This is a genomic window from Martelella sp. AD-3 (assembly GCF_001578105.1).
Taxonomy (GTDB): Bacteria; Pseudomonadota; Alphaproteobacteria; order Rhizobiales; family Rhizobiaceae; genus Martelella.
The window spans coordinates 819,514-832,070 of record NZ_CP014275.1; the positions used below are offsets into that span (position 1 = coordinate 819,514).

Consider the following 12,557-nt stretch of genomic DNA (forward strand, 5'->3'; position numbering starts at 1 on the left):
CGCTTTCGGCCCTCAGGGGTCTCTGGTATCGGTGTTCCAATCGGAAAACGCCTCGTCCCGGGATCCTCTGAACCATGCTGATACGCAACGCGCGGGAGGCCGATCTGCCGGCCATCCTCGAAATCTACAATGATGCCGTTCTCAATTCCACGGCGATCTGGAACGATATCCTCGTCGATCTGGATAACCGCAAGGCCTGGCTCGAAGCCCGCGCGGCGCGCGGCTTTCCGGTCCTGGCGGCCGAGCGCGACGGCGCGGTGATCGGTTATGCAAGCTATGGCGACTGGCGACCGTTTGACGGGTACCGCCATACGGTCGAGCATTCGGTCTATGTGCACAGGGATTGCCGCGGCGGTGGGGCAGGGCGCAGGCTCATGGAAGCGCTGCTCGTGCGTGCGCGCGAAAACGGCGTGCATGCCATGATCGCGGCGATCGAGGGCGAGAACATCACCTCGATCGCGCTGCATGAGCGCCTCGGCTTCTTCCATGTCGGGCGTTATCCGGAGGTCGGGACAAAATTCGGCCGCTGGCTCGATCTGGTGACGATGCAGTACAGGTTCGGTGACTGATCAGATCGGACCGAGGGTCCGCTGAACCGCATTCTTCCAGCCCTTGTAGAGTTTCTCGCGCGTCTGCTCCTCCATCGCCGGCGTGAACTGGCGGTCGACGGCCCAGGCGGAGGCGAATTCATTCAGGCCGGGATAGAGGCCGGCGCGGCTTCCCGCAAGCCAGGCCGCGCCCAGCGCCGTCGTTTCGACGACCTGCGGGCGGTCGACGGGCACGCCCAGAATGTCGGCGAGGAACTGCATGGTCCAGTCGTTGGCGCTCATGCCGCCGTCGACCCTCAGGATATTCGCCGAATCATGGCTGCCCCAGTCGCCATGCATGGCCTCCAGCAGGTCGCGCGTCTGGTAGCCAACGCTTTGAAGCGCGGCGCGGGCAAATTCCGCCGGGCCGGAATTGCGGGTGAGCCCGTAGATTGCGCCGCGGCATTCGGCATCCCAGTAGGGCGCGCCGAGGCCGGTGAAGGCCGGCACCATGTAGAGCGTCTGCTCGCGGTCGGCGGCGTTTGCCAGCGCGTCGGTCTCGCGCGCATGGCGGATCACCTTCAGCCCGTCGCGCAGCCATTGCACGACGGCGCCGGCGATGAAGATCGAGCCCTCCAGAGCATAGGTCGGCTTGCCGTCAATCTGGTAGGCGATGGTCGAGAGCATCCGGCTTTCGCTTTTCACGAACTTGTCGCCGGTGTTGAGAAGCGCGAAACATCCGGTGCCATAGGTCGACTTGATCATACCCGGCTCGAAACAGGCCTGACCGACGGTTGCCGCCTGCTGGTCGCCGGCGACGCCGAAAATCGGAATCTCGCGACCGAACAGGTCATCGCGCGTCATGCCGAAATCGGCGGCGCAATCCTTCACTTCCGGCAGAAGCGACATCGGGATATCGAGCAGCGCGCAGATGTCCTCGTCCCATTTTCCTTCGCGGATATTGTAGAGCATGGTGCGGGCGGCATTGGTGGCGTCGGTGACGTGGGACTTGCCGTCGGTCAGCCGCCAGATGAGATAGGTGTCGACCGTGCCGAAAGCGAGCCGTCCCTTTTCCGCCAGCGCCCTTGCGCCTTCCACATTGTCGAGCATCCATGCGATCTTGGTCGCCGAAAAATAGGGATCGAGGATGAGGCCGGTTGCGGAGGTGATGAAAGCCTCGTGGCCGTCTTCGCGCAGCCTGGCACAGGTGTCTGCCGTGCGGCGGTCCTGCCAGACGATCGCCTTGTGGATCGGCCGCCCGGTCTTGCGATCCCAGATCAGCGCGGTCTCGCGCTGGTTGGCGATGCCGATCGCGGCAATGTCGGCGGCATGGATATCGGCGCGCTCGATCGCTTCGCGGCAGGTCGCGGCAACCGTCGACCAGATATCCGCCGGCGCGTGTTCGACAAGGCCCGAGGCCGGGTAATACTGCCGGAACTCCTCCTGCGCCGAGGCCACCAGTTTCATGTTCGCGTCGAAAATAATCGCGCGGCTCGATGTCGTGCCCTGGTCGATCGCCAGAATGTGGCTCATGCCCTTCTCCTCCCCGTTCGAAGTCTATCGTGCCTGCTGCGCGACAAGCCATTCATCGAGCGCCGCGATCTCTTCCCCGCTCATGCGCAAGCCGAATTTCGTGCGCCGGAAAACGATATCCTCGGCCCGGCGCGCGAATTCGTTCTCCGCGAGCCAGCGCACCTCTGCCTCATAGAGCCCGGCGCCGAAGGCCTGCCCGAGGTCCTCGGGGCCGGAGGCATGGCCGAGCATCTTCCAGCAATCGGTGCCATAGGTGCGGATCAGGCGCAACGCCTGCGCCTCGCTCAAAAACGGATAATCCTCGCGAAGGCGTGCGGGAAGCGCGGCTGCGTCGCTCACCGGAAAATCTCCGCCCGGCAGTGTCGCGCCTGCCGTCCAGTCATCGCCGGCCTGTGGAAAGAACGGGGATAACTTGTGGAGAGCGGCCTCGGCGAGCTTGCGATGCGTGGTGATCTTGCCGCCGAAGACGCTGAGAAGCGGCGCGCCTTCCTTGCGTAGAGAGAGCACGTAGTCGCGGGTCGCCGCCGTTGCCGAGGAGGCGCCGTCGTCATAGAGCGGGCGCACGCCGGAATAGGTCCAGACGATGTCTTCGCGGGTGACCGGCTTGTCGAAATATTCAGACGCAAAGCGGCAGAGATAATCGGCCTCCTCATCGGTGCATTTCGCCGATGATGCCGGACCCTGATGGTCCTTGTCAGTGGTGCCGATCAGAGTGAAATCCTGCTCGTAGGGGATGGCGAAGATGATGCGCCCGTCGCTGCCCTGGAAGAAATAGCAGCGGTCGTGGTCGTAGAGCTTCTTGGTCACGATATGGCTGCCGCGCACGAGGCGAACCTTCTCTGACGTGTTGATGCCAAGCGCGCCGGCGATGATATCGGCGACCCAGGGACCGCCGGCATTGACCAGCGCGCGGGCAAGGACCGGCTGAAGCGGACCGTTCTCGTCCTCGAGTTCGATTTTCCACAGGCGGTCACCGCCGGCAGGAGTGTCCACCTGTTCTGCCCGCGTGACCTTCGTCCGGACCATGACATTGACGCCGCGCTCGGCCGCATCGCGGGCCATCAGGCTCACGAGGCGCGCATCCTGCACCCAGCAATCCGAATACTCGAAGGCGCGCCGATATTCGCTTTTGAGCGCTTTTCCGGCGGGGTCTTTCGTCAGGTCGACACTTTTGGTGGCGGGCAGGATCTTGCGGCCGCCGAGATGGTCGTAAAGGAACAGGCCGAGCCTGATTAGCCACCAGGGGCGCAGGCCCTTGTGATGCGGCAGCACGAAACGCATCGGCCAGGAGATGTGCGGCATCGCCTTCAACAGCACCTCGCGCTCGATCAGCGCCTCGCGCACGAGGCGGAACTCGTAATATTCCAGATAACGCAGCCCGCCGTGAAACAGCTTGGTCGAGGCCGAAGAGGTGGCAGAGGCGAGATCATGCATTTCGGCGAGCGCCACGGAAAGACCGCGCCCGGCTGCATCGCGGGCAATGCCGACGCCGTTGACGCCGCCGCCGATGACGAAGATATCGATCGGCTCGGCTGGATTTTCGGCGCGCGACATCGCGATGACTCCCGTTTGCTCTTGATAATCAGCAAGTCAGAATGCGCGTAAATCTTCGGAATGTCAAATTATATGATCGCAAATGTTCGTTTTGCCTGGTCTCATTCCGCAGCCTGCGCGCCTCTGTGGCCGGACACTGCCGCTCCTGCATCCGCTCTCAGGCGCATCAGCGGAAAGACCGAGATGAGCGAGAGAATCGCGACGACGGCGAAGGCGATGTGGAAGTGGGCAACCGTCAGCTCGCCGCCGGTGAAATGGCCGGCAAGCTCGAGGATCACGGCGGCGAAGGCGACGCCGAGCGCGAAACTCGCCTGCTGGAACATCGAGCTCATTGCCGTTGCCTGGCTTGCCTGGCTGTTTTCGATATCGGCATAGGCGAGCGCGTTGACGCCGGTGAAGAAGAAGGAGCGGAACAGGCCCGAGCAGAACAGGATCGCCAGAATGACGAGATGCGGCGTCGTCGCCTCGAAGAAGGCGAAGGTGACAGTCAGCACCGCTGCTCCCAGCGATGCAATGATCAGCACGGTGCGGAAGCCGAAGGCGGAAAACACCTTCGGCGCGACGAATTTGGTCAGAAGCGCGCCGGCCGCGCCGATAAAGGTGATCATGCCGGATTCGAACGGGTTGAGGCCAAAGCCAAGCTGAAGCATCAGCGGCATCAGGAAAGGAAAGGCGCCCGTCGCCATGCGGAAAAACGTTGCCGACGATGTGGCGACGGCGAAGCTTGGATTGGAAAACAGCGACAGATTGAGAAGCGGCTTTTCGACCCGACGCGCGTGACGGATGTACCAGAACCCCGACAGGAAGCCGATTGCGGTGGTGATGAAGCCGGTCGCCGGCGGCAGGGCCGGCAAGCTGATTACCGAAAGACCGAAGACGATGCCGGAGGCGGCAAGCGCCACCAGGAAAAAACCCTTCCAGTCGAGGTTCGACGGCGGTTCGTCCTCGATCAGCGGCAGGAAGATGCCGGCCATGATCAGGCCGACAATGCCGATCGGCACATTGATCAGAAAGATCCAGTGCCAGGAGAAATAGGTGGTGAGGAAGCCGCCGAGCGGCGGTCCCGCCATCGGGCCGAGAAGCGCCGGGATGGTCAGCAACGCCATGGCGCGCACCAGTTCGGAGCGGTTTGTGGTCCTCAGAATCACCAGGCGCCCGACCGGCGTCATCATCGCCCCACCCATGCCCTGCAGGAAGCGCGAGGCCACGAACTCGATCAGATTGCTCGAGATCGCGCAGAACACGGAGCCGATCAAAAAGACGATGATCGCCGCGCGAAACACGCGTTTGGCCCCGAAGCGGTCGGCCGTCCAGCCGGAAACGGGAATGAAGATCGCAAGCGCCACCATATAGGTGGTCAGCGCCAGTTTCAGCGTGATCGGTCCGACGTTCAGATCGGCGGCAATGGCCGGCAGCGCTGTCGAGATGACGGTCGAATCCATCTGCTCCATGAAGAGCGCAACGGCCATGATCAGCGGAACGATCGGATTCATCTCTCGGCATCTCGAAAAAAAAGTGTGACAAGAGCAGATGTCTTAGCGGGCGGTTGCGCAAAAGCCAATGGCTGAAGCCGTTTCCCGCTCACGCAAATGTGACGCTCCAGTGAGGGCAAATACATGCGTCCGACTTGAAACCGACGCATCCTCCCCAAGGTCAGAGGTGTTGAATTTTCATTCCAGGAGGACGATTGATGACTGAGAATACTGGTATCAACCGCCGTCGTCTCATGGCCGGCGCGGGTCTGGCCGCCATCGCCACGCCCTTCGTGTCCGGCGCGACAAACGCCATGGCGCAGAACACGGAAGGCGACCGCATGAAGATGGTCGATGCGCCGCCAAGCGACAGTTTTGATCTCGGCGATTTCAAGCTGCTCGTCGTCGAGGACGGCACACGGCTGATGGAAAATCCCGGCGAGACCTTCGGGACCGGACAGGATCCGGAAACGGTTGCTGCGCTGCTTGAGGAAAACTTCCTGCCGCCGGACAGGCTGGTCAACGGCTTTGCGCCGGTGCTTGTCGATACCGGCAATGAGACCGTGCTGTTCGACACCGGCATGGGCCCGGCGGGTCGTTCCTGGGGCGCGGGGCGTCTGCGTGAAGGGCTGATTGCCAATGGCTACCAGCCGGAGGACATCGACATCGTCGTCATCACCCACATGCATGGCGACCACATCAACGGGCTGATGGAGGAAGACGGCCCCGCCTTTCCCAATGCCCGCTATGTCTTCGGCGAGAAGGAATATGCTTTCTGGAGCGATGATGCGCGCATGGGCACGCCCGCCGAAGGCGGCCACCAGAGCGTGACTAAGCTGGTGACGCCGCTTGTCGATCAGGCGACCTTCATCGGCGGCGGTGATGAAGTCGTGCCCGGCATCACGGCGATGGACGCCTTCGGCCACACGCCCGGCCATCTGATCTTCATGCTCGAATCGAGTGACGAAAGGCTGCTGCTGACGGCGGATACGGCGAATCAGTACGTGCTCTCGCTGCAGCGCCCGGACTGGCATGTGCGCTTCGACATGGACAAGGAGATGGCTGCCGCGACCCGCAGGCAGGTCTTCGACATGGTTGCCGCCGAGCGGATTCCCTTCCTCGGCTATCACATGCCGTTTCCCGCCGTCGGCTATGTGGAAAAGGTCGGAGACGGCTACAAATTCATGCCGAAGACGTACCAGTTCAAGGTTTGAAAACACGCGGCGCAATTGCGCCGTCTTCACAATCCGCCCGATCCGGAATGCGCATTTCGGATTGGGTATTTCCAACGCGTCATCTTCGTGTTACGAGCACTCGCCAACTTCCAGACTTATCTGCAAGGGACCGGACGGAACGCACCGCCCGGCCATTTCGTATTTGAAAAAGGAAATTGGCCATGGCTCAGATTATTCAGGCCGCTACCGGCATGCAGGCGCTCACCTTTGATGATGTGCTGCTGCAGCCGGGTCATTCAGAGGTGATGCCCGGACAGGTCGATGTTTCGACCACGATCGCCCGCGACATCAATCTCAACCTGCCCATCCTCTCCTCCGCGATGGACACGGTTACCGAGGCCCGGCTTGCAATCGCCATGGCACAGGCCGGCGGCATCGGCGTCATCCACCGCAACCTCACCCCGCACGAGCAGGCCGAACAGGTTCGCCAGGTGAAGAAATTCGAAAGCGGCATGGTGGTCAACCCGGTCACCATCGGCCCGGACGCGACTCTGGCCGAAGCGCTGGCGCTGATGAAGGCGCATCACATATCCGGCATCCCGGTGGTCGAGCAGGGCACCAGCGATGGCCACACCTCCGGCCGCCTCGTCGGCATTCTGACCAACCGCGACGTCCGCTTTGCCTCCAACCCCGAGCAGCGCATCTACGAGCTGATGACGCGGGAGAACCTGATCACGGTTCGTGAAACCGTCGACCAGCAGGAAGCCAAGAGGCTTCTCCATCACCATCGCATCGAAAAGCTGCTCGTCGTCGATGATCGCGGTCATTGCGTCGGCCTCATCACCGTCAAGGACATCGAGAAATCGCAGCTCAATCCCAACGCTTCCAAGGACGCGCAGGGCCGGCTTCGCGCCGCCGCCGCCATCTCCGTCGGCGATGACGGTTTCCAGCGCGCCGAGATGCTGGTCGATGCCGGCGTCGACCTGATCGTTATCGACACCGCCCATGGCCATTCGCAGAAGGTTCTGGATGCGGTCGGCCGGGTGAAGACGCTGTCGAACTCGGTGCGCATCATGGCCGGCAATGTCGCCACCACCGACGGCACCAAGGCGCTGATCGATGCGGGCGCGGACGCGGTCAAGGTCGGCATCGGCCCGGGCTCGATCTGCACCACGCGCATTGTCGCGGGCGTCGGGGTGCCGCAGCTTGCAGCCGTGATGGCCGCTGCCGAGGCAGCCCGCGATGCCGGCATTCCGGTGATCGCGGACGGCGGCATCAAGTTCTCCGGCGACATGGCCAAGGCGATCGCCGCCGGCGCGTCCGCCGTCATGGTCGGCTCGCTTCTGGCCGGCACGGATGAAAGCCCGGGAGAGGTCTTCCTTTATCAGGGCCGGTCCTTCAAGGCCTATCGCGGCATGGGCTCCGTCGGCGCCATGGCGCGCGGCTCTGCGGACCGCTATTTCCAGGCGGAAGTGCGCGACACGCTGAAACTGGTGCCCGAGGGCATTGAAGGCCAGGTGCCCTACAAGGGGCCGACCGGCGGCGTCCTGCACCAGCTCGCGGGCGGTCTGCGCGCCGCCATGGGCTATGTCGGCGGCAAGGATATCGTCGATTTCCAGGAAAAGGCGACTTTCGTGCAAATCTCCAATGCGGGGCTGCGCGAAAGCCACGCCCATGACGTCACCATTACCCGCGAAAGCCCGAACTATCCGGGCGGCGCCGCATGAGCATGACAGGAAGACAGGTTTGCTGGGGCATTCTCGGCCCCGGCGCCATCGCCAACAACTTCGCCGTCGGCCTCTCGCAGACGCCCTCGGCGAAACTCCTGGCTGCCGGCGGACGCACGCCGGACCGATTGGCGGCATTCGGCGAACGCCATGGCGTGGAACGGCTCTACGGCTCCTATGAGGAACTCGTCGCCGATCCCGATCTCGACGTCATCTATGTCGCCACCCCGCATTCCTTCCATCTGGCACATGGCCTTCTGGCGATCGAGGCCGGCAAGGGGCTGATGGTGGAAAAGCCTGCGGGTCTTGGCGCAAGCGATGTCGAAACGCTGGTCGAGGCCGCGCGCAAGGCCGATGTCTTTTTCATGGAGGCCTACAAGTGCCGGAGCCATCCGCAGACCGTCCGGCTTGTTGAACTGGTGCGCGATGGCGTGATCGGAAAGCTCACCCATATCGAGGCGAAGAACGGCGGGTTCAGGGAGCGGGATCCGTCTTCGCGGCTCTTCGATCCCGCCCTCGGCGGCGGCGGCATTCTCGATATCGGTTGCTATCCGGTGACGACCGTTCGTCTGATCGCCGGGGCGGCGAAGGGCCTGCCCTATGCCGAGCCGGTGACCCTTGAGGCATCCGGCGAGATCGGACCGACCGGCGTTGACGAGATCGCCGATGCCGAGCTTGATTTCGGCGACGGGCTGACGGCAAGCATCGCCTGCGCGCTGCGCCGGGAGATGGAGGACACGCTGGTGCTCACCGGCACCAGAGGCACGATCCGCCTTCCCGTTCCCTGGCGGCCTGGCCGCAATGCCGGTCCTTCCGACGCGAAAATCGTGATCGAGACGGAGGACGGGACGCGCGAGGAATGGCTGCGCGATCCGCGCCAGCTCTTCGCCTTCGAGGCGGAAGTGGCGACCACGGCCATTCTGGACGGTTTGACCGCGGCGCCCTGGCCGGCACTGAGCGGCGAGGAGAGTATCCTCAACGCGAGGATGATCGACCGGTGGCGCGAAGGCGTGGGGCTGCCGGTGCTGAAGAGCGCCCGCTTCGTCTGAGGCTGGAAGCCGCCGCAGCGTTTATCCGCAGCGGCGGCCAATTCTTGTCAGCTCTGGCTTTGCGACTGGCTCTGGCTGGCAACAGAGAGCTTGACCGCAAGGCTTTCCCTGCCGCCGCCGATGGTCATGCCGGAAACGGGGGCTGCATCCTTGTAGTCGAGGCCGCATGCGACGCGCACATAACGCTCGTCCGGGCAGACCTTGTTGGCGGCGTCGAAACCGACCCAGCCGAGGCCTTCCAGATAGCATTCCGCCCAGGCATGGCTTGCCGTCTGGTTCTCGAGGTCCGGCATATAGAGGTAGCCGGAGACATAACGTGCCGGCACCTTCATCTTGCGGGCTGAGGCAATCACGATATGGGCATAATCCTGGCAGACGCCGGATTTGGTCTCCAGTGCCTCGCCGGCCGTGGTCGCGACGCTGGTCGCGCCCGGCTTGAAGGTCATGGTCTTGTGCAGCCGTTCCATCAGGTTGTGGAGCCTGGCCAGGTCGGAATCGCCTTCGAGTTTCTCGACCAGCTTTTCGATGGCCTTGTCCGCTTGCGTCAGCGGCGTCTGGCGCAGGAACAGCCAGAGCGGGATGTCCGGTGAAGCCGGGCCGAAAATGCCGTCCGTGTCGCGGGTTTCCACCGTCCCCGAGGCGATCAGACGAACGCTCGGGTGTTCCCCTTCGACGGAGACGAGCCGGACGTGGTTCTCGTACTGGTCGGTGTAGGCGACCTCGCTCTTGGCGCCCTCGATGGTCACGGCCCAGTCGCGGATTGTCTGGCCGGCCGAATCGACCGGCGTCAGCCGCAGCCGCTGCAGCGAGAACTGAACCGGGGTCTCGTAACTGTATTCAGTCACATGGTTGATGTTCAAAAGCATCGCGTTTGTCCCTTCACGCCTTTCCGCACCCTCATGCGTAGAAGCGATACCCCTCGCTGATTTGCTGGCTGAGCTTGTTGTTGCGGCTGACGAAGTCCTCGAGGAACTGGTGCAGGCCGTTGTCCATGATCGTCTTGATCTTCTGGCTGCGAAGCGTGCTGCGGATGGCATGCGCGGTGTCGTGCGCCTCCAGCCGCTCGCCGTAATCGGCGGCGAGATAGTCCAGATTGAGCACGATCTTCTCGTAGGAATAGGCGAGCGAGCGCGGCAATTGCACGTCGAGGATCAGGAATTCGGCAATCTGGCTCGGGCGGTACTCGCCGTTATGCACCCAGCCATAGGCCCGGTGTGCCGAGACCGAACGCAGGATCGATTCCCACTGCAGATTGTCGAGCGAGGTGCCAACGTGGTGCACGGAGGGCAACAGCACGTAATATTTCACGTCGAGAATGCGGCTGGTATTGTCCGCGCGCTCGATGAACGTGCCGATATGGGCGAAGTTGTAGATCTCGTTGCGCAGCATCGAGCCGTGGAACGTGCCGCGGATCAGCGCCGTCTTGTGCTTGACCAGGTCGATCGCCTTGGGCAGGTCGGCCGGCCTCAGCTTGGCCGAAAGCAGGCTGCGGCTTTCGATCCAGCACTCATTGGTGGCTTCCCATGTCTCGCGCGTCAGCGCGGTGCGCACCAGGCGGGCATTGTTGCGGCCCGCGTCGATGCAGGAGACGACGCTCGAAGGATTGCGGCGGTCACGCAACAGGAAGTCGATGGCGTTGTCGGCCGTCAGCTTGCTGTGCACCTCGAAATAGGCTTCCTGGACGCCGGCGCTCTGCAGGATGCCGTCCCAGTCATCCGCGCCGTTGGAGCGCGTCAGCGCCACGCGCTGGCCGGCGTCGATCAGGCGGGCGATGTTCTCGGCGCGCTCGAAATAGCGGAACATCCAGAACAGGCCGTTTGCGGTTTTTCCAAGCATCATCAGTCCTCCAGCACCCATGTATCCTTGGTTCCGCCGCCCTGGCTGGAATTGACCACCAGGGAGCCTTCCTTCAACGCAACGCGGGTGAGGCCGCCGGGCATGATCCGCACGCGGTCCGACACCAGCACATAGGGTCTGAGATCGACATGGCGCGGCGCGATGCCCTTCTTGACGAGGATCGGGACGGTGGAGAGCGAAAGCGTCGGCTGGGCGATGTAGTTCGCGGGCCTTGCGCGAAGCTTGGCGGTGAAGTCTTCCAGTTCCTTCCTGCTGGCCGCCGGGCCGACCAGCATGCCGTAGCCGCCGGAGCCATGCACTTCCTTGACCACGAGGTCCGCAATATTGTCGAGCACATAAGCGAGGCTTTCCGGCTCCGAACAGCGCCAGGTCGGCACATTTTCCAGAAGCGGCTTCTGGCCGGTGTAGAATTCGACGATTTCCGGCATGTAGGAATAGATCGCCTTGTCATCGGCAATGCCGGTGCCCGGCGCGTTGGCGATGGTGACATGGCCGGCGCGGTAGACATCCATGATGCCCGGAATGCCGAGCGCGGAGTCCGGGCGGAAGGTCAGCGGGTCGAGGAAATCATCATCGACTCGGCGATAGATGACATCGATCGCCTCATAGCCGCGCGTGGTGCGCATCTTCACCTTGCCGTCGATCACGCGCAGGTCCTGACCCTCGACCAGTTCCACGCCCATCATGTCGGCAAGGAAGGAGTGCTCGTAATAGGCCGAATTATAGATGCCGGGCGTCAGAACGCCGACGCGCGGGCGGGTGCCGGAGAAACCGGGAGGGGCGAGCGTTGCAAGGCTCTGGCGCAGAAGCTGGGGATAGTCCTCCACGCGGCGCACCCGGTTCTTGTAGAACAGTTCGGGAAACATCTGCATCATGGTTTCCCGGTTTTCCAGCATGTAGGAAACGCCGGAGGGTGTGCGGGCATTGTCTTCCAGCACGTAGAACTGGTCCTCGCCCGTGCGCACGATGTCGGTGCCGACAATGTGGGTGTAGACCCCGCCGGGCGGCTCGAAGCCGATCATCTGCGGCAGGAAGGCATCGTTTTCCTCGATCAGCCGGCGCGGCAGGCGGCCCGCCTTGATGATCTCCTGCTTGTGGTAGATGTCTTTCAGGAAGGCGTTCAGCGCAATCACGCGCTGTTCGATGCCGGCGGCGAGCTTGCGCCATTCCCGGCCGGAAATGATGCGCGGCACGATGTCGAAGGGGATCAGCTTTTCCGAACTGTCGGCATGGCCGTAAACGGCGAAGGTGATGCCGGTCTTGCGGAAAATGTTTTCCGCATCGCGCGATTTCGCGATCAGGGATGCGGGGTTCTGCTGACTGTACCAGTCATAGTAGTCCTTGTAAGGGTCGCGCGGCTGGTTGTCCGCGGTCATCATTTCATCGAATGGCAAAGCGTTCATCCCCCGATTGTTATTATCGCATATCAATACAACATCTGAAGTAATGCAAGGACCATGCCTTCCTGCGGAACGCGGCATTTGCATGGTCCAATACAACCAACGCGCTGAAATTCGGGCAGTTCCCCTCAAAATGCGCCGAATAAATGGGCAGGCGGCTCGTCGCGCTTGCGCATCTTCGGCGCGAGCGCTGCAGAGGCGCGTGCTCGGGCACGACAGAGACGTCAACAGATTTTGATATCGAACCTTTGGCCAGACCCTTC

General features: G+C 62.7%; 10 protein-coding genes. 4 read left to right on the forward strand and 6 right to left on the reverse strand.

Annotated elements, in window-relative coordinates; genetic code table 11:
• The first annotated feature begins 74 nt into the window (after positions 1-74).
• Positions 75-569: a GNAT family N-acetyltransferase gene (locus AZF01_RS03705; RefSeq protein WP_036238181.1), complete on the forward strand. Its 495-nt coding sequence runs from the start codon at positions 75-77 to the stop codon at positions 567-569.
• Here AZF01_RS03705 and glpK read toward each other — a convergent pair whose 3' ends face one another.
• From glpK to AZF01_RS03720, 3 genes are all read right to left on the reverse strand, one after another.
• Positions 570-2,060 carry a glycerol kinase GlpK gene (glpK, locus tag AZF01_RS03710; protein WP_024709788.1) on the reverse strand — a complete coding sequence of 497 codons (1,491 nt, stop codon included), beginning with the start codon at positions 2,058-2,060 and terminating at the stop codon, positions 570-572.
• A 24-nt stretch (positions 2,061-2,084) separates the two neighbouring features.
• Positions 2,085-3,614 (reverse strand): glycerol-3-phosphate dehydrogenase, encoded by a 1,530-nt coding sequence (gene glpD / locus AZF01_RS03715; RefSeq protein ID WP_024709787.1) that lies wholly within the window; start codon positions 3,612-3,614, stop codon positions 2,085-2,087.
• 101 nt (positions 3,615-3,715) lie between these two features.
• Entirely contained in the window at positions 3,716-5,107 is a 1,392-nt protein-coding gene (locus AZF01_RS03720; RefSeq protein WP_024709786.1) for an MFS transporter, read from the reverse strand.
• Between the two features lie 197 nt (positions 5,108-5,304).
• Here AZF01_RS03720 and AZF01_RS03725 point away from each other — a divergent pair, with 197 nt between their 5' ends.
• The 3 genes from AZF01_RS03725 (at position 5,305) to AZF01_RS03735 (ending at position 9,037) form a co-directional block, all read left to right on the forward strand.
• Complete coding sequence (locus AZF01_RS03725) at positions 5,305-6,300, forward strand: MBL fold metallo-hydrolase (protein ID WP_024709785.1); 996 nt, start codon at positions 5,305-5,307, stop codon at positions 6,298-6,300.
• Between the two features lie 182 nt (positions 6,301-6,482).
• Positions 6,483-7,988: an IMP dehydrogenase gene (gene guaB, locus AZF01_RS03730; RefSeq protein WP_024709784.1), complete on the forward strand. Its 1,506-nt coding sequence runs from the start codon at positions 6,483-6,485 to the stop codon at positions 7,986-7,988.
• Positions 7,985-9,037, forward strand: a complete 1,053-nt coding sequence (locus tag AZF01_RS03735) for a Gfo/Idh/MocA family protein (protein ID WP_024709783.1) — start codon at positions 7,985-7,987, stop codon at positions 9,035-9,037. Before guaB ends, AZF01_RS03735 begins: the two co-directional genes overlap by 4 nt.
• A 47-nt stretch (positions 9,038-9,084) precedes the next feature.
• On the opposite strand, the gene AZF01_RS03740 is transcribed toward AZF01_RS03735, so the two are convergent.
• From AZF01_RS03740 to AZF01_RS03750, 3 genes are read right to left on the reverse strand one after another with little or no spacing between them, the layout of a single operon-like run.
• Positions 9,085-9,903 (reverse strand): transglutaminase family protein, encoded by an 819-nt coding sequence (locus tag AZF01_RS03740; protein ID WP_024709782.1) that lies wholly within the window; start codon positions 9,901-9,903, stop codon positions 9,085-9,087.
• Positions 9,904-9,934: 31 nt separating this feature from the next.
• Positions 9,935-10,873: an alpha-E domain-containing protein gene (locus tag AZF01_RS03745; protein ID WP_024709781.1), complete on the reverse strand. Its 939-nt coding sequence runs from the start codon at positions 10,871-10,873 to the stop codon at positions 9,935-9,937.
• Between the two features lie 2 nt (positions 10,874-10,875).
• Complete coding sequence (locus tag AZF01_RS03750) at positions 10,876-12,297, reverse strand: circularly permuted type 2 ATP-grasp protein (RefSeq protein ID WP_081725877.1); 1,422 nt, start codon at positions 12,295-12,297, stop codon at positions 10,876-10,878.
• Between the last annotated feature and the right edge of the window lie 260 nt (positions 12,298-12,557).

Bases quoted from the DNA above. Each gene is read 5' to 3' on its own strand.
- AZF01_RS03725 (WP_024709785.1), top strand. From the start codon at position 5,305: ATGACTGAGAATACTGGTATCAACCGCCGTCGTCTCATGGCCGGCGCG.
- AZF01_RS03705 (WP_036238181.1), top strand. From the start codon at position 75: ATGCTGATACGCAACGCGCGGGAGGCCGATCTGCCGGCCATCCTCGAA.
- AZF01_RS03720 (WP_024709786.1), bottom strand. From the start codon at position 5,107: ATGAATCCGATCGTTCCGCTGATCATGGCCGTTGCGCTCTTCATGGAG.
- AZF01_RS03745 (WP_024709781.1), bottom strand. From the start codon at position 10,873: ATGCTTGGAAAAACCGCAAACGGCCTGTTCTGGATGTTCCGCTATTTC.
- AZF01_RS03750 (WP_081725877.1), bottom strand. From the start codon at position 12,297: ATGAACGCTTTGCCATTCGATGAAATGATGACCGCGGACAACCAGCCG.
- AZF01_RS03740 (WP_024709782.1), bottom strand. From the start codon at position 9,903: ATGCTTTTGAACATCAACCATGTGACTGAATACAGTTACGAGACCCCG.
- glpK (WP_024709788.1), bottom strand. From the start codon at position 2,060: ATGAGCCACATTCTGGCGATCGACCAGGGCACGACATCGAGCCGCGCG.
- AZF01_RS03735 (WP_024709783.1), top strand. From the start codon at position 7,985: ATGAGCATGACAGGAAGACAGGTTTGCTGGGGCATTCTCGGCCCCGGC.
- glpD (WP_024709787.1), bottom strand. From the start codon at position 3,614: ATGTCGCGCGCCGAAAATCCAGCCGAGCCGATCGATATCTTCGTCATC.
- guaB (WP_024709784.1), top strand. From the start codon at position 6,483: ATGGCTCAGATTATTCAGGCCGCTACCGGCATGCAGGCGCTCACCTTT.